The organism is Nitrospirota bacterium (genome assembly GCA_040755395.1).
Classification (GTDB): domain Bacteria; phylum Nitrospirota; class Nitrospiria; order Nitrospirales; family Nitrospiraceae; genus DATLZU01.
The window spans coordinates 51,627-74,520 of the sequence record JBFMAX010000013.1 but is presented as its reverse complement, the minus strand read 5'-3'; the positions used below and the strand labels follow the sequence as shown (position 1 = coordinate 74,520).

Annotated in this window: 28 protein-coding genes and 1 pseudogene; 11 read left to right on the top strand and 18 right to left on the bottom strand. The window is 64.3% G+C overall.

Annotated features, from left to right (window positions below; translation table 11 throughout):
- Positions 1-62: 62 nt before the first annotated feature.
- From dtd to murJ, 3 genes are all read right to left on the bottom strand, one after another.
- Positions 63-512 carry a D-aminoacyl-tRNA deacylase gene (dtd, locus tag AB1555_16455; GenBank protein MEW6248283.1) on the bottom strand — a complete coding sequence of 150 codons (450 nt, stop codon included), beginning with the start codon at positions 510-512 and terminating at the stop codon, positions 63-65.
- Positions 513-675: 163 nt separating this feature from the next.
- Positions 676-1,152 carry a methylated-DNA--[protein]-cysteine S-methyltransferase gene (locus tag AB1555_16450; protein MEW6248282.1) on the bottom strand — a complete coding sequence of 159 codons (477 nt, stop codon included), beginning with the start codon at positions 1,150-1,152 and terminating at the stop codon, positions 676-678.
- A gap of 152 nt (positions 1,153-1,304) precedes the next feature.
- Positions 1,305-2,942 (bottom strand): murein biosynthesis integral membrane protein MurJ, encoded by a 1,638-nt coding sequence (gene murJ, locus AB1555_16445; protein MEW6248281.1) that lies wholly within the window; start codon positions 2,940-2,942, stop codon positions 1,305-1,307.
- A gap of 166 nt (positions 2,943-3,108) precedes the next feature.
- Here murJ and AB1555_16440 point away from each other — a divergent pair, with 166 nt between their 5' ends.
- Positions 3,109-3,750: a response regulator gene (locus AB1555_16440; protein MEW6248280.1), complete on the top strand. Its 642-nt coding sequence runs from the start codon at positions 3,109-3,111 to the stop codon at positions 3,748-3,750.
- 39 nt (positions 3,751-3,789) lie between these two features.
- Positions 3,790-4,404: a tetratricopeptide repeat protein gene (locus AB1555_16435; GenBank protein MEW6248279.1), complete on the top strand. Its 615-nt coding sequence runs from the start codon at positions 3,790-3,792 to the stop codon at positions 4,402-4,404.
- A gap of 50 nt (positions 4,405-4,454) precedes the next feature.
- Here the strand turns inward: AB1555_16435 and AB1555_16430 are convergent, their stop codons facing one another.
- From AB1555_16430 to AB1555_16400, 7 genes are all read right to left on the bottom strand, one after another.
- Positions 4,455-5,828, bottom strand: coding sequence for an NAD(P)/FAD-dependent oxidoreductase (locus tag AB1555_16430; protein ID MEW6248278.1), 1,374 nt, complete (start codon positions 5,826-5,828; stop codon positions 4,455-4,457).
- A 25-nt stretch (positions 5,829-5,853) separates the two neighbouring features.
- Entirely contained in the window at positions 5,854-6,501 is a 648-nt protein-coding gene (locus tag AB1555_16425; protein ID MEW6248277.1) for a TPM domain-containing protein, read from the bottom strand.
- A gap of 1 nt (position 6,502) precedes the next feature.
- Entirely contained in the window at positions 6,503-7,366 is an 864-nt protein-coding gene (locus tag AB1555_16420) for a TPM domain-containing protein (GenBank protein MEW6248276.1), read from the bottom strand.
- Positions 7,367-7,436: 70 nt separating this feature from the next.
- Positions 7,437-8,009 carry a LemA family protein gene (locus AB1555_16415; protein MEW6248275.1) on the bottom strand — a complete coding sequence of 191 codons (573 nt, stop codon included), beginning with the start codon at positions 8,007-8,009 and terminating at the stop codon, positions 7,437-7,439.
- Positions 8,010-8,191: 182 nt separating this feature from the next.
- Positions 8,192-8,650: a PilZ domain-containing protein gene (locus AB1555_16410; protein ID MEW6248274.1), complete on the bottom strand. Its 459-nt coding sequence runs from the start codon at positions 8,648-8,650 to the stop codon at positions 8,192-8,194.
- A 249-nt stretch (positions 8,651-8,899) separates the two neighbouring features.
- Positions 8,900-9,421, bottom strand: coding sequence for a DUF3568 family protein (locus tag AB1555_16405; protein MEW6248273.1), 522 nt, complete (start codon positions 9,419-9,421; stop codon positions 8,900-8,902).
- 1 nt (position 9,422) lies between these two features.
- Positions 9,423-10,148 carry a DUF429 domain-containing protein gene (locus AB1555_16400; protein MEW6248272.1) on the bottom strand — a complete coding sequence of 242 codons (726 nt, stop codon included), beginning with the start codon at positions 10,146-10,148 and terminating at the stop codon, positions 9,423-9,425.
- A gap of 49 nt (positions 10,149-10,197) precedes the next feature.
- On the opposite strand from AB1555_16400, the gene AB1555_16395 reads away from it, so the two are divergent.
- Positions 10,198-10,602 carry a hypothetical protein gene (locus tag AB1555_16395; protein ID MEW6248271.1) on the top strand — a complete coding sequence of 135 codons (405 nt, stop codon included), beginning with the start codon at positions 10,198-10,200 and terminating at the stop codon, positions 10,600-10,602.
- Positions 10,603-10,765: 163 nt separating this feature from the next.
- Positions 10,766-10,939: a hypothetical protein gene (locus tag AB1555_16390; GenBank protein MEW6248270.1), complete on the top strand. Its 174-nt coding sequence runs from the start codon at positions 10,766-10,768 to the stop codon at positions 10,937-10,939.
- A gap of 326 nt (positions 10,940-11,265) precedes the next feature.
- Here AB1555_16390 and xth read toward each other — a convergent pair whose 3' ends face one another.
- Positions 11,266-12,039: an exodeoxyribonuclease III gene (gene xth / locus AB1555_16385; protein ID MEW6248269.1), complete on the bottom strand. Its 774-nt coding sequence runs from the start codon at positions 12,037-12,039 to the stop codon at positions 11,266-11,268.
- 348 nt (positions 12,040-12,387) lie between these two features.
- On the opposite strand from xth, the gene AB1555_16380 reads away from it, so the two are divergent.
- The 4 genes from AB1555_16380 (at position 12,388) to AB1555_16365 (ending at position 16,659) form a co-directional block, all read left to right on the top strand.
- Complete coding sequence (locus AB1555_16380) at positions 12,388-12,837, top strand: hypothetical protein (protein MEW6248268.1); 450 nt, start codon at positions 12,388-12,390, stop codon at positions 12,835-12,837.
- Positions 12,838-12,939: 102 nt separating this feature from the next.
- Positions 12,940-13,851: a heme-binding protein gene (locus tag AB1555_16375; protein MEW6248267.1), complete on the top strand. Its 912-nt coding sequence runs from the start codon at positions 12,940-12,942 to the stop codon at positions 13,849-13,851.
- Positions 13,852-13,988: 137 nt separating this feature from the next.
- Positions 13,989-15,632 carry an SMP-30/gluconolactonase/LRE family protein gene (locus tag AB1555_16370; protein ID MEW6248266.1) on the top strand — a complete coding sequence of 548 codons (1,644 nt, stop codon included), beginning with the start codon at positions 13,989-13,991 and terminating at the stop codon, positions 15,630-15,632.
- 7 nt (positions 15,633-15,639) lie between these two features.
- Positions 15,640-16,659: an SMP-30/gluconolactonase/LRE family protein gene (locus tag AB1555_16365; GenBank protein MEW6248265.1), complete on the top strand. Its 1,020-nt coding sequence runs from the start codon at positions 15,640-15,642 to the stop codon at positions 16,657-16,659.
- Between the two features lie 6 nt (positions 16,660-16,665).
- On the opposite strand, the gene AB1555_16360 is transcribed toward AB1555_16365, so the two are convergent.
- From AB1555_16360 to AB1555_16345, 4 genes are all read right to left on the bottom strand, one after another.
- Positions 16,666-17,502, bottom strand: a complete 837-nt coding sequence (locus tag AB1555_16360; protein ID MEW6248264.1) for a mechanosensitive ion channel domain-containing protein — start codon at positions 17,500-17,502, stop codon at positions 16,666-16,668.
- 63 nt (positions 17,503-17,565) lie between these two features.
- Positions 17,566-18,033: a hypothetical protein gene (locus AB1555_16355; protein MEW6248263.1), complete on the bottom strand. Its 468-nt coding sequence runs from the start codon at positions 18,031-18,033 to the stop codon at positions 17,566-17,568.
- Complete coding sequence (locus tag AB1555_16350; GenBank protein MEW6248262.1) at positions 18,030-18,263, bottom strand: hypothetical protein; 234 nt, start codon at positions 18,261-18,263, stop codon at positions 18,030-18,032. The genes AB1555_16355 and AB1555_16350 overlap by 4 nt, the downstream gene beginning before the upstream one ends.
- A gap of 43 nt (positions 18,264-18,306) precedes the next feature.
- Entirely contained in the window at positions 18,307-19,095 is a 789-nt protein-coding gene (locus tag AB1555_16345; GenBank protein MEW6248261.1) for a tetratricopeptide repeat protein, read from the bottom strand.
- 58 nt (positions 19,096-19,153) lie between these two features.
- Here AB1555_16345 and AB1555_16340 point away from each other — a divergent pair.
- Positions 19,154-19,429, top strand: a pseudogene (locus AB1555_16340) (DUF1653 domain-containing protein).
- Here the strand turns inward: AB1555_16340 and AB1555_16335 are convergent.
- The 3 genes from AB1555_16335 to AB1555_16325 all read right to left on the bottom strand — a co-directional run bounded on the left by AB1555_16335 (position 19,365) and on the right by AB1555_16325 (position 20,817).
- On the bottom strand, positions 19,365-19,835 hold the full coding sequence (locus AB1555_16335) for an MEKHLA domain-containing protein (protein MEW6248260.1): 471 nt from the start codon (positions 19,833-19,835) through the stop codon (positions 19,365-19,367). The pseudogene AB1555_16340 and the gene AB1555_16335 overlap by 65 nt on opposite strands.
- Before the next feature lie 105 nt (positions 19,836-19,940).
- Positions 19,941-20,465, bottom strand: a complete 525-nt coding sequence (locus AB1555_16330) for a hypothetical protein (protein MEW6248259.1) — start codon at positions 20,463-20,465, stop codon at positions 19,941-19,943.
- A 202-nt stretch (positions 20,466-20,667) separates the two neighbouring features.
- On the bottom strand, positions 20,668-20,817 hold the full coding sequence (locus AB1555_16325) for a hypothetical protein (GenBank protein ID MEW6248258.1): 150 nt from the start codon (positions 20,815-20,817) through the stop codon (positions 20,668-20,670).
- Positions 20,818-20,928: 111 nt separating this feature from the next.
- Between AB1555_16325 and AB1555_16320 the strand changes: the two genes are divergently transcribed.
- On the top strand, positions 20,929-21,390 hold the full coding sequence (locus AB1555_16320; GenBank protein ID MEW6248257.1) for a GNAT family N-acetyltransferase: 462 nt from the start codon (positions 20,929-20,931) through the stop codon (positions 21,388-21,390).
- An 89-nt stretch (positions 21,391-21,479) separates the two neighbouring features.
- Positions 21,480-22,883: a 3-isopropylmalate dehydratase large subunit gene (gene leuC, locus AB1555_16315; protein MEW6248256.1), complete on the top strand. Its 1,404-nt coding sequence runs from the start codon at positions 21,480-21,482 to the stop codon at positions 22,881-22,883.
- The last annotated feature ends 11 nt before the right edge of the window (positions 22,884-22,894 follow it).

Below are 22,894 nucleotides of genomic sequence, written 5' to 3'. Positions count from 1 at the left end.
ATATCAGAGGGCTGTCTGACAAGACGGCTCGCCTCCTCCTCCGGTCCGTATCGGCGCCCGAGTCACCCGTCCCTCCGGCTGTCGAGGATAAACGTCACGGGCCCGTCGTTGACCAGTTCGACCGCCATGTGCGCGCCGAACAGGCCGGTCTCCACCGGCGCGCCTTGCGCGCGGAGGTCGTCGGCGACCTTTTCATAGAGCGCCCGAGCCAGCTCGGGAGGAGCCGCCCGGTCGAACCCCGGCCGTCGGCCCTTCGCCGTGTCTCCCAATAATGTAAACTGGGATACCAGCAGCACCGATCCGCCGCAGTCCGCCAACGACCGGTTCATCTTGCCCTCGTCATCGGAGAAGATCCGCAGACCCAGGATCTTGTCCGCGATATAGCGCGCGTCCGACTCGCCGTCCTCACGCGCGACGCCGAGCAGCACCAGCAGACCCAGCCCGATCTTGCCGACGATCGTGCCGTCCACTTCGACGGAGGCTCGCGTGACGCGTTGAAGGACCGCACGCATAGTAAAGGCGTCAATAGTCAATCGTCATTGGTCATTCGTTCAACAGAACCGTCAATCGTCACGCATCAACGTCATTCACCAAGACGATCTTCGCCTCTCTCTTCACCAGTGACCGATGACGTTTTTCCTCCCGATTGACCAATGACGGTTGACGAATGACTTTTCATCTCAGTTGTGCCAATGACCCTTCCAAAGCCAGCAGCCGCCGTTTCAGATGCTGTCCCCCGGTGAAGCCGCCGAGCGATCCGCCGGAGGTCACGACCCGATGACAGGGGATGACGAGCGGGACGGGGTTGGCGCCGAGCGCCAGGCCGACAGCTCGCGCGTATCGCGCGCCGCCGACCCGCGAGGCGACCCACTTGTACGACCGTACGCGCCCGTATGGGATTCGCCGGATGGCCCGCCAGACCCGCCGTTGAAAAGCGGACCCGCCGGAGAGGTCGACCGGAACATCGATATCGCGGCGTTGCCCGGCCAAATAGGCCGTGATCTGCGCCCGCGCGGCGCGTAAGACAGGTTCGGTTTCGGGCGAGGGGCAAGGGGCAAGAGGTGAGGGGGGTCCGTTAGAGGACAGTGCCTCTTCTCTGAGCGCCCGCTCGACCTCGCGGCGCGAGGCCCTCGGCAAGATGATAGTCCGCACTCCTCGCGCCGACGCGGAAAGCCCGACCCAGCCCCAGGGGGTCCGAAAAACGCGTGAGGCGTGACGCGTGGAGCGTGACGCGACAAAAAAACGTGAAGCCGAGAAGTGTATCTCGCCTTCCGGAGTTGATCTCGTTGTCCTACGTGTCACCGTCACCCTTCACTTGTCACGGTGTTCGAAGCCCCTCGCCCCTTGCCTAGCTTTCGCTTGACGATCCCCCACAACACGTCCAATTCCTCGGAGCGCATCAGCGCGTGCGCCCCGAGATAGCCGGTCACGCTCAAGCCGATGCCGACCGTCAGCATCACCGTCTTGGCGACCCATTCGCCCTCGCGGGCCCATACCTGCGCCCCGGCGACCCAGACACAGGCAAGGACGAGCGGCACGGCCGCGACCGCCATGCGTATCGACGACTTGCCGATGGCTCTCCAATCCACGCCGCCGAGCCGCCGATTCAAGATCGCCACCAGGACGCCGCTGTTCAGCATCGCAGCCACGGCCGTCGCCAGCGCGAGGCCGGCATGCCGCAACGGTCCCATGAATACCAGAGACAGGACCACATTGGCGACCACGGCCGCAGCCGCGGTGACCGCCGGCGTCTTCGTGTCCTGGAGCGAGTAGAACGCCGACACGATGATGCGCACGCCCGCGAAGGCCCACAGCCCCACCGCGTAGCAGAGCACCGCCGTCGCCGTGGCGGCCGTGTCGGCAGCGGTGAACGACCCATGCTCGAAGAAGAGGTGGACGATCGGTGCGCGCAGCAGGATCAAGCCCAGCATCGCCGGCAGGATAATGAACAGGATCATCCGCAAGCCGAATCCCAAGGTGGCTCTGAGTTCATTCAGCGCTCCCCGCGCGGCCTGCGCCGAGAGCGTCGGCAGAATGGCGGTCGCGAGCGCGACGCCGAAGATGCCGAGGGGAAACTGGATCAAGCGCATGCCGTAGAATAAGTAGGTCGGCCCGCCCTCGAAAAACGATGCGAGGATCGTGCTGACGGTGATGTTGACCTGCGTGACGGAGAGGCCGAGCAACGAGGGCACCATCAGTCGGCCGATCCGCCGGACACCGGAATGACCCGGCTGAAAGCGGAAGCCGAACAACATCCCGCGGCGCTTGAGCCCCGGCAGTTGCATGGCGAACTGCGCCGCCCCTCCCGCCACGACGCCGATCGCCACGCCGATGATGGGCTCTGGCAGCATCGGCGAGAGCCACAGCGCGCACGCGATGATGACCAGGTTGAAGAACACCGGCGAGAGCGCCGGCGCGGCAAAGGCCCGCATAGAATTCAGAATGCCCATCGCCAACGCCGCCAGGCTGATGAACAAGAGGTACGGAAACATAATGCGGGTCAGCAACGCGGTCGTCGAGAGCTTGGCCGGATCGTCGTGGAACCCGGGGGCCATCAGCCAGACGATCCCGGGCGCCGCGGCGATCCCGAGCAGCGTGATCAGCGTGATGACCGTCAGCAGGGTGGTGAACACGGCGCTGGCGAGCTCCCAGGCGTCCTGTTTGGCGCGCAGCGTATGATATTCCGTGAAGACCGGAATGAACGCCGACGACATCGACCCTTCGGCGAACAGCTCGCGGAGCAGGTTGGGAATACGGTAGGCGACGAAGAACGCGTCGGCGGCCGGCGTGGCGCCGAACAGTCGCGCGAGCACCATGTCCCGGATGAAACCCAGGACGCGGCTGGAGAACGTCGCGGCGCCGATCAGCCCCGCGGCCCGTATGACCGAATGGTTCTCGTCCTGGACGCCCGCGGCGGCGGCAACCGTGGTGGGTTCAGACATCAACGCGGATTGTAGCGGAACCTCCGCAGGCAGTCCACGGCGGTTCACGATCCGCAATCGGCGCGACACGGGTGCGATAATAACTTCTTCTTGGGCGGCGCCTCTGCAGACGGTACAATGGGTGACCGTCGGGTCTCCATGCGGCCGTCTGAGAGGAACTTCCCTCATGAGCATTCTCATCGTCGATGATTCGCTGGACGAACGGGAGTTGTTGCGCACCCTTCTCGCGAAGGAGGGCTACCGGGACGTCCTCGCCGCCGACTCCGCGGCGGCGGCTTTTCGCCTGCTCGGGCCCGATGAGCGAAGTCCCGAGAGGGCGCCCGTCGACCTCGTGCTGATGGACCTCGTCATGCCGGAGGTGGACGGATTGGAAACCTGCAGGTGGATCAGGCAGCGCGACCATTTGCGGGACGTCCCGATCATCGTCATCACCGTCAAAACCGAACCGGCGGACCTGATGGCCGCCTTCCAGGCCGGCGCGATGGACTATATCCGTAAGCCGGTCAACCCCGTGGAACTGGCGGCTCGCGTGTCGTCGGCCTTGGCCCTGAAGGAAGAGCGGGAGTGTCGGAAGGCCCGTGAGCGGGAACTGCTCAGGAGCAACGAAGACCTGCAGCGAGCGCTGCGGCAGATGAAGATCCTCCACGGACTCATTCCCATCTGCGTCAAGTGCAAGCGCATTCGCAACGACCAGGGCGCCTGGCAACGGTTGGAGGATTACATTCACGACCATTCGGGCGCCGAGTTCAGCCACGGAGTCTGCACGACCTGCATGAACGAGTTGTATCCCGACATGTACAAAGGTTGAATCTCCGTTCCACGCACTCCTCACGCAGGCGCCGGCGGAATGCTCAGGTCAGCAATTCGACGATCCTGGCTCCGATCCACACTGTACGGCGTGGTCGCCTGTGCCCCGCTGGTCGCCGGATGCACGGGTTCCTCCGATCCCGCTTCGGACTGGGAACGGGACCATGCGAAAGGGCTTGAAGCTCGACAGGCCGGCCGATATGCCGAGGCCGAATCCCGTTTGGCGGCCGCGCTGAAGGCGGCCGAACGGCTCAAGCCCGATGACCCGCGACTGCTGACCACCCTGACCGATCTCATCGATCTCTACGACACGCAGGGGAAACACAGCGAGGTGGAGCCGCTCCTCCGACGCGTGCTGACCGTCACCGAGCAGACCCAGGGAGAGGGCCATCCGCAGGCGGCCGTCGTCCTGCACAAGCTGGCGAAACTGAATCACCGTCTCGGCGAGTACGGCGAAGCGGAATCGTTTTACCGGCGGGCGCTGGCCATCGACGACAAGGCGCTGGGACCGACCCACCCCGATACGCTCGTGATCGTCCATGAGTACGCCGCGCTCTTGCGCGAAACCAACCGCACCGACGAAGCGGACACCTTCCTTGCGGCGCGCGCGAAGACCAATAAAAGCGCGGCGCCCCTGCCGATCTGTCCGGACTGAAGCGGGGTTAGCGCGGGTTCTGTTGAATGCGCCGATTGATGAATTGCCTTTCATGCGCTCGATCTCCTGCTGCGTCCGGACGGCCGCGCCAGCGCCCGCACTTCTTCGGCGGCCCGCCAGCCGCTTTCGACGGCGCCGTTCATGTAGCCCTGCCAGCGCAGGCTGGTGTGCTCGCCGGCGAACACGATCCGGCCATGGGGTTTCGCCAGCCACGCCCGTAATTCCGGGTCGTATCCGGGATCGAAGCAGGCATACCCTCCCTGCGCCCACGGATCTTCCTCCCAGCAGACCAGTCGGGATGTCAGCAGCGCCGTCTTGTTCACGCCGAGCCAGGCCAAGGCCTCCACGAGACCCTCGATCCCCTGCTCGTCGACGAGCTTGAGGGTCTCTGGGCTGGCCGATCCGCCCGCCAGCAGCGTCAGAATGCCTGCGCGGCCGCGTTGCTCTTCGTTGCCGTCCCAGACCGCGCCGATCGGCAGATCCGTCCCAAACGCCCGCAGCCGCCCGCGCCGGCGCCAAAACGGGCGCTCGAACTGGAGCAGCGTTTTCGTCGCCCGCCCGTATGGCAGATCCGCGAAGGCCTTGCGTTGAAGCGGTGGCAGCGGCGGCCTGAAGGCGATGCGCCGTACCGTCATGGCGGGCAGGGCCAGGATCAGATAGTCGGCGGTGAGCTGCATCTGCCCGCCGTCGGCAGCGCGGGCGGTGACCCGCACCCGATTGCTGGTCTGCGTGGCCGCCAGCAGTGCCGTCCGCAGGCAGACCTGCTCGCCGAACCGCGCCGCGAGGCGCGTCGCCAGTTGATCGTTGCCGCCCTTGATCCGGTAGAATCGCCCGCCGCCCGGCATGTCGGACGCGAGCTGATCCACCAGCGCGAGCAACGAGAGTTCCTCCGGATCGGCGAGGAAGAGCCCCCGCAGGCCCCGGATGAGCGCGCGCGTCTCCCGATCGGCCCGGATGCGATCGAGCCAGTCCGCTACGGACAGGCGGGCCAGCATCCGCGCAATCGGACCGTCCCACCGTTGCTCGGTCAGACGATAGGCCCGGACCAACGGGGCGCAGGGCGCGGCGATTTTGGCCCAGAGATCAGGAAGAGAGGCGACCACTGTCGGACGACGGCGTCCGGGACCTCCCCGAACGAAGCCGAACCCTCCCCGGAGGATCGGCGTCAACGAGAGCCCGGTCTGCGCCGCGAGTTCCCGGATGGCTTCCTGATCGGCTTCGATCAAATCTCCGCCAGCTTCGGCATGCTGTCCTTCGAGAAAGCCGTTGCGCAGCGTCCACACGCGCCCGCCGACGCGGTCCCGCGCTTCCAGCACCGTGACCCGCGCGCCATCGCGGCGCAAGGCGACGGCGGCCGCCAGGCCCGCAAGCCCCGCTCCCGCGACGATGACGGACCTGCCGCGCAGTCGTTCTTCGTGTGGCATAGGCGGTTCTCCGAACGCGCGTTGCTCAGGACTCTCGAATCAGCTCGTTGGATAATTCGTCGGGATTGTCGCCGGGGCCGGCCGGACAGAACCGAGCCAGCACGTCTCCGCAGCGGGCGATCGCGTCACAGAGCGCGTCCGTCGGGCGGCCTGCGCGGATGCCGTCGATGATGCCCGCCACGATCCGGTCCCAGGTGCCGGGCGGCACCCGTTCGTTGATCTCCTTGTCCGCCAGCACATGCACGCGATGTTCAAGCAACGACACCAAAATCAGAATGCCGGTGCGGTCCCTGGCTTTGTGGAGCCCGTGCTGATAAAAAGCCTGTTCGGCGCGGAGGCGGACTTTTATCGCCATCCGTTCGGCCGGCGTGAAGAGCCGGACGACAACGGGGAAGGTCCCCGCCCATTGGCCCAGCGCGTACGCGCCCACGACCGCGAGCAACAGCCAGCCGGCATTGGCCGCGTGCCATCCCCAGGGCGCCCATTCGCTGTCGATCGTCATGAGCGCGGTCAGGACCAGCAACCCGGCGGCCAACCCGACCCGATAGCCGACGTCGCGGTAGCGCGCCGAGGCGGGCACGATCATCGGCACGATCTCGCCGCGCGTCTTGCGTTCCGCCGCCCGCACGGCGTTCCGAATCTTGTCCAGGTCTTCGTCCGAGAAACGAACCATCTTACCAGTCTCCCGACGCGCCCCCGCCGCCGAAATCGCCGCCTCCTCCGCTGAAACCGATCTCGCCGGCGGGCCCGATCGCATCGCCGCCGAAGGCGACCGGAGGGCCCCACTCGAAGTCGAACCCGGTGCGCGCCCGGCGTCGCCGGCTGGGCGGAAGCGTGACGAGCCAGAGTATCAACGCAAACGTCGCCAGCGCGGCGAGCACGCCGAGCCAGAGACTCGCCGACTGCGCGATGGAGAACGAGAACACACTCCCCAGCAGTCCCCTCGCACGGTGACGCCGGGCACTGAGCAGCAGCCCGATGACGGTCCCCACCAGCACGGCGAGCAGCAGCGTGAGGATCGCCGAGAAGCCGGCCGGGGCCTGCGGAGCAGGCGGGTGAGCCGGGACGGCGTACGCGCCCTCGATCGTGCCCACAATCGCCCGGAGCCCCGCCGCGATCCCGCCCGGAAAATCGCCGGCCCTGAACCGCGGGACGATTTCCCCCCGGATGATGCGCGACGCCCGTGCGTCGGTGAGCGTGCCTTCCAACCCATAGCCGACTTCGATCCGGACTTTGCGCTCGCGCGTGACCACCAGCAGCAGCACGCCGTTGTCCGTTCCTTTGCGGCCGAGCTTCCAGGTCGTCGCCACCCGGTGGGAAAAGTCTTCGAGCGGCTCGCCTTCGAGCGACGGGAGCGTGAGCAACGCGACCTGATTGCCGGCCTTGGCCTCATGGGCCTCCAATTCGGCCGATAGCGCGGCGGCTACATCCGGCGGCAGGAGGTGAGCCAGGTCGACGATGCGGCCGGTGTGCGGCGGGACGTCGAGGCCGAGGGAAGGTGAGGCGAAGAGGCAAGTGAAGGTTAAGGCGAAGGTCAAGCAAAAGGCGGAGGTTCCGCGGATCCCTCTTTTGCCCGTCCTCTGCCAGCCCCCCGGCCTCAACCTGAACCTAAAATTTGACTTCGGGCGGCTTCGCGACGGCCTTTTCGTCCGCGACGGTGAAGTTGAGCTTGACGTCGAGGTGCAGGAGGTACTTGGCGGTCAGATTGGTCGGGAAAAAGCGTACCGCCTTGTTGTACTCGGCCACCTTGCCGATGTACCGCTTGCGCGCGACGGCGATGCGGTTCTCGGTTCCCTCGAGTTGGCTCTGGAGATCGCGAAAGGTCTCGTTGGCCTTCAGGTCCGGATACTTCTCCACCACGACCAGCAGATGCGCCAGGGCGGAGGAGAGCTCCTGCTGCGCGGTCTGGAATTTCTCGAACGCCTCCGGGTCCCTGAGCGCCTCCGGGGTGAGCTTGAGGCCGGCGACCTGCGCCCGCGCCCGCGTGACGCTCTCCAGGGTCTCGCGTTCATGGGCCGCGTAGCCTTTCACCGTTTCGACCAGGTTCGGGATCAGGTCGGCTCGGCGTTGATATTGATTCAGCACCTCGCTCCAGGCGGCGTTGGTCTCCTCATCGAGCCCCTGCAACTCGTTGTACCCGCAGCCCGGCAGGATCAGCAGGCCGCCCGCCAGCAAGAGCATCGGCGTCCATCGACGACGCCCGGTCATAAGCCACGCCTCCTTTCAATCCTACCCTGCATTCGCACGCAAGATAGGCACGATCGCCCGTCGATCAAGCCCTTCATCGATCCACGGCCGGCCCTGTCACGATCTCGCGTGTGCGATCGTCCCGCGCGGGAGACCCTGCGCCGTCTTCTCCCTTTTCACCCGTACGGCCGCGCGGCCGGCCCCGCGCTTCTCGCCTGGACGAAGGCCTGCAGCCGTCTGTCTTCCTGGGCCTTGCGAAGAAACTTGAAGGCGATCCCCCGCGGGCTGACCGATCGGACCATTGCGGCGAGTTCGAGGGGCGGTTCTTGCTCATCGATCGCGACCTGCAGATAGAAAATATCGTCCACATGGACTTGCGTGTCGCTCTTGATGATACAGCCGCCCATGGAGATATCCATGACGGTGCCTTCGCCGCGCACCCGACCTCCCGAAAACGAGAGGAACAGGCGGACCGGAATGCGCAAATGCTCCCGGCGGTCGATCAGCTGCTTGGGGTACCGCCGCCTGAAGCGGAACGCCAAAAACCGATGACTGCAGAACTGGCAGCGGAACGGGGAGACGAAGAGCAGGCCGGCCAGGTATTCCCGCGCCGACCGACAGCGTGACCGGAGCACGCCGTCCTTTCCACATCGGGGACAGCTTAGCGGCAGGGGCATGGCTCAGGGATCCCGTCGGTCATTCGTCCCGGCCGCTCGGCCGTCGCGGGGGGAGAGCAGCCCGTTGCCGTTCGTCTTCCACCTGTCGCTGGCAGGCCTCGCAAAGCTGGCCGTGTTCTCCCGTCGCGAAGGTTTCGCCGATTTCTCCGCATCGGTCGCAGATCATCGCCCGACAAGGTCACGCTTGGGAGTTACAGGTAAGGCCCTTCACCGATAAATGATCGGCCGGGCTCTGTCAAGCGAAAGCGCGGTTCCGCGGCCGGGGCGAAGACCCTCCGGAGAGCGGAGGCGGCGGCTGGATCGGTTCCCAGCGCCGGCGCGCGCCTGCGGCTGTGCGCGCGGAGGCAGGTGACGGCGCATCGCGTCAAGAATCTGACGCGCGCGACTCTCGTCGCCGACGAGCCCCACACGGATCGTGACTTTGGATTTCTCTTCGGAGAGTTCCTCGATGTCCACCCACACCTGTTTGCCGTCCGTGAACTCGCCCTCCACATGGGCAGTGAGCTTGTCGGCTTTGTTTTCCAGAATCGCCAGATCGAGGTCGCGAAAGGCCGCGACGACCGCCTCATGCGTTCGGTGGACCGGAACGTCGAGTTCCTCGGTCACCTTTCCCATGACGTAGGCCGTTCCCGCCGCGCCGCCGGCCGCTCCGACCGCCAAGGCGACGCAGCCGCTGCCGCTCGCCATGACCAGCGGCAGCAGCAGCACGATCCGTCCCCGTTCCCGCATGTCAATACCAGATCTCCATACGCAGGCTCCTGCGATCACGCGGCGGCCGGTCGGGAATCCGTCGCGCCTTCCCGGCGGCGATGCGCCGCGCGGTCCAGGAGAGAGCGAGCGCATCCATCAGATCGTCCGCCGAGAGATGGCGCCGAGGGAAAGTGTCCAGCGCCTCCGCCAGCCATCCGGCGAGTTCCCGATAGAGCGCTCCGCCCCGTTCGAGCGCACGCAGCCGTTCCTGTCGTCCGGCCGGCGTCTTTTTGTTCCAACGCATCGGTCGACCGGCGAGGGCGCTGAACGCCAGTTCGGGATGGGCTTCGCGCACGAGTTGCTGGAGCGCCGACGTCATCAGGTCATCGACCTCACGAATTTTCGGCAGAATGCCGAACGCTTGACGGGACAATCCGAAACCGTGCGCGTCTTCATATTTTCGGGCTCGCAGGACACGGCGGCAGGGCGGACTGAACACGCTGCTCGTCCGACCGGTGAGCATCGCGCGCGCCAGTCGATCGCACAGCCGGCCGCCGGCGCGCGGTCCGTCGAGCAGACCGATCGGGATGTCGACCGCGATGACGGCCGGGCTGGGCCGGAGCAACAGCACCTCCCGAAAGTCTCCGCACAATCTGATGAGCGGCCGTCGCGCGACCGCGGTTTCTGCCGGCACGAGCGCGACCGCCCATCCGCCGCGACATCCGTCGACTCCCGCCACCCACGCCGTCGGAGCCCGCGGTTGCACACGCCGCGCCCTGAGTGTAAAAGACCTATTCTCGCCGTCTGGAACCACCATGAACCGCCGCGTGAAACGCCTCGGCTGGCTTGCGGGAATGGCGATCCTGGTCAACGCATGCGACCCCGATGTGCAGACCGTCAGGATCGCCGCGCAGGATTTTCGCTTCGACCCGGTGGAAGTGCGAGCGATCGCGGGCAGACCGCTTCGCCTGAGGATCGTGAACGAAGGCCGCGAGCCGCACGAGTTCGCCGGTCCCCTGTTGTCCGATCCGCGGGTTCGCCTGACCGCAGATCCGTCACCGGACGCCGTTCCTCGTCAGGGCGGAATCAGGATCCTGCCCGGCCGGTCCCTTGAACTTACGCTCCGGGTGCCTCCAGGCGCCTATCTGTTTCATTGCCGGGTCCGCGGGCACAAGGGCATGACCGGGATCCTGCTCGTCGACGATCCTCCATCCTCTTGAAAGCTCAGGATCTTTTTGCCCTCACCCGGTGCGCGCTTCATCGACATTCAGATTAGACATTTTTAACCTGTCCTTAACATCGCTCTAATCTTGCGGTGTTAGCCTTCCAGCCGTGAGGACAGGCCCCGAGGGGACCTGGGCACGACCCAAGGAGGTGGCTGCCATGACCTGTGAACGCTGTAAGGGGCTGATGGTGGAGGAATGGCGCCCGGATTTCTCACCCGAAACATACATCTGGCGGTGCATCAACTGCGGCGCGATCACCGATCCGCTGATCGCGCACAACCGATTGTTGAGCCAGCGCACGGTCAAGCAGCCGGCCTTGAACGCGGCTTGACTTTATGGCGGCGGAGCCGCCGACGGAATCCGGAGACTGGAACGACCGGCCCGCCGAATACGTTTTCCCTGCGTGGACATCGCGCTTCCGGAAAGACCGAACTCCTCCGCTGAGATTGACGGTGTGATCCGAGGAGTTTTTCGCTCCCCTGAGCCCGATGTCCACTTCTTTTTCTCCTTCTCTTTGAAAATAGGCGCGAGGCTCGCGGCCCGAGGCTAGAGGCCGGAGTCTCCCCCCCTTCCCCAAGCCCCTAGCCTCTTGCCTGCTCATGATGTTCATCATGCGCGGGTGAGCCCAAGGCTCATGAAGACTGCTTTAGCGGCGCGCTAGACGGAAAACTCCGCCCACAGAAACGTGTGATCCGAAGGGTCCTTCGCTCGTCGCGGCTCGATGTCCACATCCGCTTTCACGCACTTTGCGGCGAGCGGCGCCGTGGCCAGGATATGGTCGATACGCCAGCCCTTGTTCGCCTCCAGTGAACTCGGCGCCCGATAATCCCAGAACGTGTACTGCCGGCGGTCCGGATAGAGCTTGACGAAGACGTCCTGCCATCCCCACTTCACCGTGCTCTCATACGCCTTCCGCGCGTCTTCGTGATAGCACACATGCGTGAGGTGTTTTTCCGGGCTGTGCACGTCGATCGGTCTCGGCGCCACGTTCATGTCTCCGCACCAGACGGCCGGCTTCTCCGGCGAAAGGTGCTTGGCGAAATAGCGGCGAAGCCGCTCGAACCATTTCAACTTATAGGCATACTTCGGCGAGTCGATCTCGTAACCCTGGGGCACGTAGGTGTTGACGATCGGAATGCGCCGGATGACGACCCGCATGAGCCGTGAGTCATCGGGGTCTCCTCCGTCGTCGAACCCGTAAAAGACCGCGTCCGGCTTCGCGCGGCTGAGGACCGCCACGCCGTTGTACCCCTTGATCCCGCGAAAGTTTGCCTCATAGCCGGTTTCCGCCAGCGCCAGCAGCGGGAACTCCATATCCTGCACCTTGGTCTCCTGCAGGCAGAGCACGTCGGGCTTGTGCCGGTCCAACCAGTCCAGGACGATCGGCAGCCGTTTGCGGATGGAGTTGACGTTGAACGTGGCGATCTTCATGGAACGGGCTGCGCCAAAGACAGGACCGATCGGATAGAACGCAGGAAGGCGGCCGCAGCGAGCTTCTATCCAATCATGAGCCCTCTGCGAGAAATGGTCGTGACTGAACAGGCGTTGCGCAGACCCCCGCTGCCCAAGGCGAACGATTCTAGCAAAGGAGGAACCGGCCAACAAGGGCAAGGGACCGGAGAATAGGGATCGCAGAGCGGGGCGTCTCGTTCGTTTCGCCGATCGGACATGTAAGCTTCGCCTCCTCGCCTCGACTCACCGACTGAATTGAAGAGTGCACCGAGAGATGTCGCCGCTCTTCAAGGCCGATGAATCACCTATTCACAGAGGAGGATTCCCATGCATCACGTTTATTCTTTGCAGATGGCATTGCTCACGGGGATGTTCGCGGTCGGGCTGCTCGGCGCAACCAGCGTCTTCGCCGCCGACGCCCATACGACCACGAAATTCGAGGGTGTCAAAGCCGACAGCGGGACGGCCGCTCATTCGCGGCAGGGCGGCAACGACACATTGACCTGGTCCGACGACTTCAAGATTCCGGACACGCCGGCACCGCACTGGCAGGTCGTGGACTCGAAGGGCAACGTCTTCCTGTTGCAGCGGCTGAAGATCAAAGGGGACAAGGAAAACCGCACCATCGTCCTCCCGCCGTACGTCCATGACGTCGCCAAGGTACAGATCTGGTGTGCGTGGGCGGAAGTGTTGCTCGGCGAAGCATCGTTCGCCAAGCCCATCATGACCGCCTCGGGCGAAAGGATGCATGCAGGCAGCATGGCTATGAGCCGTTAAGGGCCGGCGATCAGCGGTCAGCAGTCAGCTCTCAGCTTCATCTGAAGTCTGGAGCTGACAGCCGACGGCTGAAGGCTGATCGCTGGGGAAAGGAGACCCTCCATGAAACGGACGATGCTACTTCTAATGGGAATAGTCATCGGAACGGCGGCATTTGTCCGCGCCGAGTCCGTGGCCGACAAACGCGGGCTCACGCTGGAAGGCGCGAAGAAAGTCATCGCGGCGACGGTCGCCGAGGCCAAGCGCGTCAACGCGCCGGGCGGCTCCATCGCCGTCGTCGATGAAGGCGGCAATTTGCTCGCGCTTGAACGATTGGACCAGACCTTCGCCGCCAGCGCGAACATCGCCATCGGCAAGGCGCGCACGGCGGCGCTGTTTAAGAAACCGACGAAGATGTTTGAGGATGCCATCAAGAGCGGACGCACCTCGATGGTGACGTTGGGCGGCGACCTCCAGAACTTCACGCCCCTGCAAGGCGGAGTCCCGCTCGAATGGGAGGGGAAAGTCGTGGGCGCCGTCGGTGTGAGCGGCGCCGCGAGCGCCCAACAGGACGAGGAGCTCGCGATCATAGGCGCCAAGTCGCTGGAATCGATGGACATGGCCGGCCTGGCGAACGGACAGGCGCCGCTGCCCGTGACCTATATCGGGAGCCCGAAGGTCGCCGCCGCGTTTGCGAAGGGCGCGTTGCTGGTGGGTGACGACGAACAGATGATGCACGCCGCGCGCAACTACATGGTGCACGCGAGCCACCGAGATAAGCCCGGCCTCGTGGAGATCCATGAATTGGACACGGACATCGTGTACGTGCTCAAGGGTTCGGCGACCCTGATCACGGGCGGGACGCCGGTCGGCGTCAAAACCATCGCGCCGCATGAATTCCGCGCACCGACCGTCGAAGGCGGCGAGACGCGCAGGCTGGCGCCCGGCGACGTCGTCATCATCCCTAACAACGTGCCGCATTGGTTCAAGGAAGTGGAAGCGCCATTCGACTATTACGTGGTGAAAGTACGGTGACGAAGCCATCAGTGATCAGCTCTCAGCGGTCAGCTCAGGACTCAGTCCCTCTCCCCTTGAGGGAGAGGGCAGGGTGAGGGGAAGCTGAGACCTGACAGCTGATAGCTAGAAGACACGACAAACGGCCGGAGGGGGTGATGAGAGCAAAAGCCTGCATACTTATGGGGGTAGCCGGTACGATCATCGTCTGTGGCCTCGCCATCGCGTCAGCCCAAACCACGCAAGATGCCCCGGCCGTCCGGCCCGACGTGATTGTCGATCTGATGACCGACGAGGGCGTGGCCTTGGTCAAAGGTCAGTGGCGGTACAGCGACACCAGGATCGTCCAGGTCGCGCATCACCGACCCGGCCCCGACCTCGGACCGTCCGGCCCCCCGAACATGACTTACGACTACGAGCCCCACGCCGGCGCAGCGGACTTCGACGACTCGACGTGGGAAGCGCTGCGGCCGCCCCAGTTGGAGGAGCGGCGCTCAACCGGCCGGCTCTGCTTCAACTGGTATCGAATCGCCGTCACGGTTCCAGACCGGATCGGTTCATTCGACCCGACCGGCTCCGCGATCGTGTTCGAGATCGCGGTAGACGACTACGCGGAGGTATGGGTGGACGGCGAATTGCCGCTCGTCCTCGGCCAGCCCGGCGGTCAGCTTATTAAAGGCTTCAACGCCCCCAATCGCGTCGTGCTGACGCGCTATGCGAGACCGGGCCAGCGCATTCAGTTGGCGGTGTTCGGGATCAATGGGCCGCTCTCGAATCCGCCCGGGAACTTTATCTGGGTCCGGTCAGCCACGCTCGAGTTCTACAAGATGCACTCGGTCGGCGCGGCGCAGTTCGTCAGGACCGAGATTCTCAAAGCCGACTCGGCCTTGGACGAGATCGTCCCCTCGAATGCCCAACTCGAAAAGCTGGCCGGCGGGTTTCTTTTCACCGAGGGACCGGTGTGGGTGCCGAGGAAGGATTCCATGCCCGGTTATCTGCTTTTCAGCGATCCGAACAACAATACGATCTACCGATGGTCGCCGGACGGCCAGGTGTCCGTCTTTCGCACGAAGAGCGGCTACAGCGGATTCAACGTCGGCGAATATCACCAGCCCGGCTCGAACGGGCTCACGCTCGACAAGCAAGGCCGGCTCACCATCAATCAGCATGGCACTCGCCGGGTCATCCGCGTCGAACCGCGCGGCAACGTCACCGTGTTGGCGGATCGCTTGGAGGGCAAGCGGATCAACAGCCCGAACGACCTCGTGTTCAAATCGAACGGCGACCTGTATTTCACCGATCCTCCGTTCGGCCTGCCGAAGGCGTTCGACGATCCGCGCAAGGAACTGCCCTTCAGCGGCGTCTATTGCGTGAAGGACGGGCAGGTGAAGCTGGTCAGTACCGACCTCGATGCGCCGAACGGGATCGCGCTCTCGCCAGATGAGACGTATCTGTTTGTCAACAACTGGAATGACAAGAGGAAGATCATCATGCGCTATGAGGTCCGGCCGGATTGCAGTCTCTCGAACGGCCGGGTCTTCTTTGATATGACCAACGCGCCGGGCGAGGACGCGCTGGACGGGATGAAGGTGGATCAGCGCGGCAATGTCTATTGCACGGGGCCGGGCGGGCTCTGGATCATTTCCCCGGAAGGCAAGCACCTGGGCACGATCAAGGGCCCCGAAGACCCCCACAACATGGCTTGGGGGGACGATGACGGCAAGACACTGTACGTCACCGCGCTGACCGGCCTTTACCGCATCCGATTGAACATTTCCGGCATCAGGCCGCCGCTCGATTGAAAGCCGGATGATGAAACCCGCCTTTACCCGCATGTGCCGCGCTGTCTGTAGGATCGTAATCTTCGCGCTGGGGGCCTCGATGGCGGCCGCGGAGTCGGACGTCACCGTCGTTCGGCTGGACCCGCGTTTCGATAAACTCGTGCCGAAACATGCGAAGCTTGAAATGATCGCCGACGGCTTCACTTGGTTGGAAGGGCCGGTCTGGAACAAACAGGGCGGCTACCTTCTGTTCTCGGACATCCCCGGCAATGCGGTCTACAAGTGGAAAGACGGCGAAGGCGTGAGCCTGTTGCTGAAGCCGAGCGGCTACAGCGGGGCCGCGCCCTTTCAAGGCAAAGAACCGGGCTCGAACGGACTCTCTTTCGACCGGACGGGTCGGCTTGTCCTGTGCCAACACGGCGACCGACGGATCGCGCGTCTTGAGCCGGACGGCCGCCTGACCGTGCTCGCCGATCGCTTCGAGGGCAAGCGGATCAACAGCCCGAACGACCTCGTGTTCAAATCGAACGGCGACCTGTATTTCACCGATCCTCCGTTCGGCCTGCCGAAGGCGTTCGACGACCCCCGCAAGGAAACACCGTTCCAGGGCGTCTATCGGCTGTCGCGCGACGGCACGTTGACACTGTTGATCAAGGACATCAAGGCGCCGAACGGCATCGCGTTCTCGCCCGATGAGAAGACGCTCTACGTCACGGATGTCGATCCGAAACGCGCGGCCTGGCTGGCCTACGATGTCAAGGCTGATGGCACAGTGACGAACGGCCGCGTGTTCTTTGACGCGACGCGCTGGCGGAAGGACCCGTTTTTCGGCCCGGACGGGCTCAAGATCGACCAGGCCGGCAATCTCTTCGGCGCGCGGCCCGGCGGGGTCAGCGTGTTTGCGCCGGACGGCACGCACCTCGGCAGCATCGAGACGGGGACGCCCGTCTCGAACCTGGCCTGGGGCGACGACGGTTCGACCCTCTACCTCACCGGCGGGAGCCTGCTGTATCGGATTCGGCTCTTGACCACAGGAACGGGCTTCTGACCTTCGTCAGGTCTTGGCCATCGCCGAGAGGTATCCTCGTAGGATCGCCTGTTCGATGCGCGACCGGCCGCGGGCCGGCGCCGGGAAACGCAGGTGCAGGTTGATGCGCCCCGGCTCGGGGATCTGCACGATCACGCGCGGGTCCAACGACGGCGCTTCCAGCAGGTTCTTTTCCTCCAACGATTGCATGTGGCGCTTCGCGTCGTCCAGGTATGGCGCGCACTCGGCTTTGGCGACCTCCAGCAGAACTTGTTCCGCTTTCTGCCAATCGTCTCCGTTTCCCAACGGCACCGTCGTGACGTGCAGCACATACTCCTCGGTGTAGGTCTCATTGACCAGCGGATGGGTGAACAGAAGACTGTTGGGGAAGACCACGGCTCGCCCGGTGGAGAGATGCGACGCCTGGCCGGGCCCAATCTCCAGCAGAGTCGTTGCAAACAGGTCCTGATCGAGCACGATGCCGCGATAGCCGGCGATCTGAATTCGATCGCCCACCGAATAGGCGTTCGCGCCGGCTCGCAAGGCCGCGCCGCTGACGCAGAGGATCAGCTCCTTGGTGGCCAGGACCAGGGCGACGGCAATGGCGACCAGGGAGACCGCGAAGGCCTGCAGCTCGTGGGCCCAAATGAAGATCAGCCCCAGGAGGAAGACAAAGACGACGGTGTTGCGGATGGTCACGACCCACCGCAGCTTGGAGTCCGTCGAGAGGCGGGGGCTTTTAGTGATCGACCGGACCAGGATGGCCCGGAGGATCAAGAGAATGAGGAGGAGAAGGAGCGACTTGACGACGTCGGCCAGGAAGGCGCTGTCGAGATTCGGAAACCACTGCTGGACGAGGCTCATGGTCATCCTGCCCCGTTCTCGACCGGGACGGCGATTCCCGTCCGGCGCAACGAATACCTTCGCCTACTGCGATGCCGCTTTCTCCTGGTTCCTCGGCACGCAGTCTTCCCGTTTCCAACTCTTGAGGACCTTCGACTCGTCGAAGGTCAGCACGTAGCGGTAACAATAGAGCGTCTCGCGCGCGCCCTCGCCGCCGCCCTTGCCGATGAGCGCGGCGGCCTGCTGCGTGACGCTCAACGCGCCCTTGGTCACGTTGTCGAAGCTCCAGGGATGCAGCTCCTTGTCGCTCATGGGAAATCGATAGGTCCATACGCTCTCGCCGCCGAGCGCCGGCGTCTTGGCGGTATGAGGCGGCCCGAGTTTCTCCGCGATCTCTTCCTGAGTGAGCCGGTTGATCCCCCGCGTCAAATAGCTATCCCGCCAGGGGCCTCCGCAGGCGGTCAGGGTCAGGCACAGAGCGGCCGCGACGGTCGACAGGAGCGCTTGTCTTCCGGCCCGTTCCGCTGGTCCGCTGCGTCGCCAGCCGGTCATGGCGTCTTCGAATCCTCTTTCTCTCTCATCCGCCGAAGCGTGCAGTACAACGCATAGCCCTGGGCCATCATGCCGGTCACGAGCAACCCCAGCGCGGTCCTGAGCCAGATGGAATCTGGATGATCCAATCCATGCATACCGCTCACGAACCCCAAGGCGATCGCGACGATCCCGACCGATCGGGCGATCACTGCGCGCTGCCGGGCATGCGTCTTTTGCTGTTCGTCCATTGCACGACCGAGCCGGTACGCTACACTGTGGGCGCCTTGGACTTCAACCCTGGGGTTTGACCGCGGACGCGCGGCCCTGTTTGCTCCGGATCGCCGTCGCCCGCTCTTCAAGTTTCGCCGCATCATCGCTTCGCCGCGCCTTCCGCAGCATGGCGGCGTAGTCCTCGAGACTCTTGGCCACGTCGGGATGCTCCGCTCCCAGGGCCTTTTCCCTGATCGCCAGCGCCCGCTGATAAAGGGGCTCGGCCTGCGCATAATGCCCCTGCGCTACGTGCACCATCGCCAAATTGCTCAAACCCAAGGCGACATCGGGATGATCTCGGCCCAGGACTTTCTCCTTGATCGCCAACGCCCGCTCCAGCAACGGCTCCGCCTGGGCATACTGGCCATGCATCCGATGCAACACGCCCAGGTTGTTGAGCGTTGCCGCCACATCAGGATGAGCTTCGCCATGCACGTCCTGATAAATCTCGAGCGCCCGAAGATAGGCCGGCTCAGCCTCCACGTACTTGCCTTGCGTCGCATAGACGTGCGCCAACTCACTCAACGTCACGGCGACACGTCGGTCCTTGCGCCCGAACGCCTCGGCCTTTGTGACGGCGGCGGCATAGATCCGTTCCGCCTCGGGGTAATCACCTCGTTGGACCGCCTGGTGACCGGCCTGCATGGCGGACTCCCAGGTTTCCTGGGCGCAGGCGGACAGGGTCGCCGCCAGCAGCCAGAGCGCGTGCAGCACAAACGCCGTGCTCGGTCGCGCGCGCATGACGCGGAGGCTCCTGGCATCGCCGGCCGACCCGTTGTCGATCACGATGAGGCCACGACGCTTGTGCATCCTCAGCCCCGTCCGTATCGTGTGCGATCGCCTCACACCTGACGGGGCATGGTACACCATGATCAAACCCGGTCGCCATCGCCACGACAAAGGCGAGGAATACCAGGTCATGGGGTGCGCCAGGTTCGGAGACGGGAGAGGAGTTCGTCGTCTATCGCGCGCTGTACGGAGACCACGGTCTCCGGGTAAAGCCGGAGGCGATGTTCTCGAGACGGTGCAGGGGGATGGACGGTCGATTCCGCGGTTTCAGTTGCTCGACGAGTCCGAGGTCACAGATAACTCCAGCGGGAGAAGGTCGCGGCCTGACCCCGGTTCACGCCCGCCGGGTCGATGACGGTCCAGACGACAGCGTGTTCGACCAGGAACCGGCGGCCGCTGCGGGAGACGCGCACCCCTCGATAGTCCTCGATGAAACCTTGCGCGGCCGCCCGCGCCAACATCCGTTCCCGCTCGGTCCGGTCCACCGGTTCGGCGGTGAGCCGCGAAGGGGTCTTCGTCAACTGCTCCCATGTGCATTCCCAGAGGTCCAGCGCCGCCTGGTTCCCGTAATTGAGGATCGGGTCGTCCTCCGTCCCGTGTGAAACGACCACGAAGGGCGCCGCGAACAAGACCCGCGCCTGGTCCTCCGCCGTCCCCGCCCGTTCCAGCAATTCGCGGCCGGTCCAATGGCGAAAACTGTCCAGCAGCCATCGGCACCAGTTCACAAGCAGAGGGGAAGCCCAGACCGGATCGGTCGCCATGACCACAGCCTTGACACGTATGGAAAACGACAACGGGTGCGCGAGCGTTGTGGCTCGCGCGCCCGTTGTTCGTAGCACGTGTCCGGCGGCGGATTCAACGAGCTGTCACGTTCCGCTCTTCCGGAGCTGCCGCACAAACAGCGGCTGGCCGTTCTTTCCCACCAGGGTCATGACGAGATCGCCGCGTTTCATGAAGACCCGGTGTTGTTCGTCCTTGCGATCCCTGATGATCGCGACACAATGCCAGGTCTCCGCGGCGGTCGCCGCCCCCTTGGCCCGCACTGTGACCATGCCCTCGCGCTCGAGCCCGTACGTCACGATGGCCGGGATCGCCTGAAACAGTTTGCCCGGATTTTCCTGGAACGGCTTGGGGGAATGGGCCGATTTCATGCTCCCGTCCGCGGTGAACTGAAAGACTTGATAGGGCAACAGATACGGCGCGTTCGGGTCCTTGAACTCATATTGGGTGGTGTATTTCACCAGGCGCCAGGTTCCGACGAGATCGCGGGCTTTGCAGAAACGTGAAAACGGTTTATCGGCGGCAGCCGGTCTGTCACTGGCGTCGCCGATCGCGGGAACCAGCATGACGTAGACGATCAGGACGGGCATGATCGCGTATCGCATTTTCATGGGCATTCCTCCTTCCGGCCGAGACGGCGGTCGCGCTCGGGCGCTGTTCCCATCAATGGTAGCAAACGAGTCTAAGCGGCTGGAAAATCAGGGCAAGCCGAAAGTCGACTGAAAGAGATCGGTGGGAAGGCAACGCGTTCGGGTGGACAGGCTGGCGGCGCCGGCTCTGACCGCCGTGATTCGTGAATGATGCGTTCATCCCTCAGGCGGCAGGTGCAAAAGACGACTTGACGCCGATCGGCCCGGATGCGCACCATTTAGAGCCGCAGTCGGGACAGACGAGCGCCCGGGGATAGCGCTTGATGGTCCAGCGCGGAATCACGATCCGGTCCGCTGAAACCTTGTGTGCCATACATGTGCTTGCGTCGACCGTGCGCCCGCAAAACTTGAGCCATGAAAGCCCGTCGCCGGTGGCTGCTGTTTGCTATTTGCTGCTCGCTGTTGTTAGGAGGCAGGAGAAGCGATGCTGACCATTCGGCCGGCTTGCGAACAGGATTTCGACTCCATTTTGGAGATCCAGCGGGAAGCCTTCGGCGAGTATGCCGGACTCTATTCTACGAGCGCCTGGACGACCGAGACGATGGACGACTTAAAACGGGATGCGCAGGAGAAGACAATCCTCGCCGCGGAATGGGACGGGGTTGTGGTCGGTTCGGTGCGCTTCTGGGTGGTCGGAGGTGTCTGCGTGATCCGGCTCCTGTCGGTGAAACCCTCCCACCAGGGACGCGGCATCGGCAAGGCGCTGATGCAAGAGATCGAGCGAGTGGTGACCGGCGCCCACAAACTCTACGTCTGCACGATGCTCCGTACCTCGCGCAACGTGCATCTGTTCTTGAATCTCGGGTACCGGCCCGAGACGCTGCTGCCGAACCATTACAACCGGATGGACATGATCTGCTTCGCCAAGTACCCGCAAGCTTCGTAGCAGCCCGGCCCGGCCGCTTCCAGACCACGAGGCAAAGCTGTTATACTGCCTTTCCCATTATTGATCGATCCGCGTCTTGAGGTTCCCACATGCCCGGAAAGACCCTGTTTGAAAAGATTTGGGACGCGCACGTCGTCCGGGAGGAGCCGGACGGCACGACCTTGCTGTATATCGACCGGCACCTGGTTCACGAGGTCACGTCGCCGCAGGCGTTTGAAGGCCTCAAACTGGCGGGCCGCCGTCCCCGGCGACCCGGCGCGACGCTGGCGGTGCCCGATCACAATGTGCCGACCACCGACCGCCGTTTCGGGATCGCCGACCCGGTCAGCGCGAAACAGATTCAAACGCTGGAAGACAATTGTAAAGAGTTCGGCATCACGCTGTTCGGCATGAACGACGTGCGCCAGGGCATCGTGCACGTGATCGGGCCCGAGCAGGGCTTCACGCTGCCCGGCATGACGATCGTCTGCGGCGACTCCCACACCTCGACGCACGGCGCGTTCGGCGCGCTGGCCTTCGGGATCGGGACCAGCGAGGTGGAGCATGTGCTGGCGACCCAATGCCTGATCCAGAAACGGCCCAAGACGATGGAGATTCGCGTGGAGGGACGGCTCTCGGAGCGTTGCTCGGCGAAAGATGTGATCCTGGCGATCATCGGCAAGATCGGGACGGCGGGCGGCACCGGCTACGTGGTGGAGTACACGGGCTCGACGATCCGCGATCTAAGCATGGAAGGCCGTATGACGCTCTGCAACATGTCGATCGAAGGCGGAGCGCGCGCCGGCATGGTCGCGCCGGACGACAAGACCGTCGCCTATCTCGAAGGGCGACCGATGGCGCCGAAGGGCCGGATGTTCGAGCAGGCGGTTCAAGCTTGGCGCCGGCTCGTGACCGACCCCGACGCCGTGTACGATCGGACGGTCGTCTTGCGGGCCGAGGACATCGCGCCGCAAGTGACCTGGGGGACCAGTCCCGGCATGGTGGTCGGCGTGGACGGCCGGGTGCCGGACCCGAGCGAAATGCCGGACGAGAAAACCCGCAAGGCGACCGAGCGGGCGTTGGAATATATGGCGCTCAAACCCGGCACTCCGATCACCGAGATCCGAATCGACAAAGTCTTCATCGGCTCCTGCACCAATTCCCGTATCGAGGACCTTCGGCTGGCGGCCGGCTTTGCCAAAGGCAAGAAGGTGGCGAGAGGCGTCCACGCCCTGGTGGTCCCGGGGTCCGGGCTTGTGAAGCGGCAGGCCGAGCAGGAGGGGCTCGACCAAATCTTCAAAGAAGCCGGCTTCGAATGGCGCGAGGCGGGCTGCAGCATGTGTCTGGCGATGAACGCCGACGTGCTGCAACCGGGCGAGCGCTGCGCCTCCACCAGCAACCGGAACTTCGAAGGCCGGCAGGGCGCGGGCGGCCGCACTCATCTGGTGTCCCCGGCCATGGCCGTGGCCGCCGCGATCGAAGGGCACTTTGTGGACATCAGGACGTGGTCCTGATGTCACGGCGC

Excerpts from the sequence above, each read along its gene's own strand:
- AB1555_16325 (MEW6248258.1), bottom strand. The coding sequence starts at position 20,817 with ATGGCACACAAGGTTTCAGCGGACCGGATCGTGATTCCGCGCTGGACC.
- xth (MEW6248269.1), bottom strand. The coding sequence starts at position 12,039 with ATGAAGATCGCCACGTTCAACGTCAACTCCATCCGCAAACGGCTGCCG.
- AB1555_16320 (MEW6248257.1), top strand. The coding sequence starts at position 20,929 with ATGCTGACCATTCGGCCGGCTTGCGAACAGGATTTCGACTCCATTTTG.
- AB1555_16425 (MEW6248277.1), bottom strand. The coding sequence starts at position 6,501 with ATGGTTCGTTTCTCGGACGAAGACCTGGACAAGATTCGGAACGCCGTG.
- AB1555_16360 (MEW6248264.1), bottom strand. The coding sequence starts at position 17,502 with ATGAGCCTCGTCCAGCAGTGGTTTCCGAATCTCGACAGCGCCTTCCTG.
- leuC (MEW6248256.1), top strand. The coding sequence starts at position 21,480 with ATGCCCGGAAAGACCCTGTTTGAAAAGATTTGGGACGCGCACGTCGTC.
- AB1555_16390 (MEW6248270.1), top strand. The coding sequence starts at position 10,766 with ATGACCTGTGAACGCTGTAAGGGGCTGATGGTGGAGGAATGGCGCCCG.
- AB1555_16365 (MEW6248265.1), top strand. The coding sequence starts at position 15,640 with ATGATGAAACCCGCCTTTACCCGCATGTGCCGCGCTGTCTGTAGGATC.
- dtd (MEW6248283.1), bottom strand. The coding sequence starts at position 512 with ATGCGTGCGGTCCTTCAACGCGTCACGCGAGCCTCCGTCGAAGTGGAC.
- AB1555_16355 (MEW6248263.1), bottom strand. The coding sequence starts at position 18,033 with ATGACCGGCTGGCGACGCAGCGGACCAGCGGAACGGGCCGGAAGACAA.
- AB1555_16345 (MEW6248261.1), bottom strand. The coding sequence starts at position 19,095 with ATGCACAAGCGTCGTGGCCTCATCGTGATCGACAACGGGTCGGCCGGC.
- AB1555_16375 (MEW6248267.1), top strand. The coding sequence starts at position 12,940 with ATGAAACGGACGATGCTACTTCTAATGGGAATAGTCATCGGAACGGCG.
- murJ (MEW6248281.1), bottom strand. The coding sequence starts at position 2,942 with ATGTCTGAACCCACCACGGTTGCCGCCGCCGCGGGCGTCCAGGACGAG.
- AB1555_16430 (MEW6248278.1), bottom strand. The coding sequence starts at position 5,828 with ATGCCACACGAAGAACGACTGCGCGGCAGGTCCGTCATCGTCGCGGGA.
- AB1555_16330 (MEW6248259.1), bottom strand. The coding sequence starts at position 20,465 with ATGAAAATGCGATACGCGATCATGCCCGTCCTGATCGTCTACGTCATG.
- AB1555_16440 (MEW6248280.1), top strand. The coding sequence starts at position 3,109 with ATGAGCATTCTCATCGTCGATGATTCGCTGGACGAACGGGAGTTGTTG.
- AB1555_16405 (MEW6248273.1), bottom strand. The coding sequence starts at position 9,421 with ATGCGGGAACGGGGACGGATCGTGCTGCTGCTGCCGCTGGTCATGGCG.
- AB1555_16395 (MEW6248271.1), top strand. The coding sequence starts at position 10,198 with ATGAACCGCCGCGTGAAACGCCTCGGCTGGCTTGCGGGAATGGCGATC.
- AB1555_16370 (MEW6248266.1), top strand. The coding sequence starts at position 13,989 with ATGAGAGCAAAAGCCTGCATACTTATGGGGGTAGCCGGTACGATCATC.
- AB1555_16415 (MEW6248275.1), bottom strand. The coding sequence starts at position 8,009 with ATGCTCTTGCTGGCGGGCGGCCTGCTGATCCTGCCGGGCTGCGGGTAC.
- AB1555_16435 (MEW6248279.1), top strand. The coding sequence starts at position 3,790 with ATGCTCAGGTCAGCAATTCGACGATCCTGGCTCCGATCCACACTGTAC.
- AB1555_16335 (MEW6248260.1), bottom strand. The coding sequence starts at position 19,835 with ATGGCGACCGATCCGGTCTGGGCTTCCCCTCTGCTTGTGAACTGGTGC.
- AB1555_16350 (MEW6248262.1), bottom strand. The coding sequence starts at position 18,263 with ATGGACGAACAGCAAAAGACGCATGCCCGGCAGCGCGCAGTGATCGCC.
- AB1555_16380 (MEW6248268.1), top strand. The coding sequence starts at position 12,388 with ATGCATCACGTTTATTCTTTGCAGATGGCATTGCTCACGGGGATGTTC.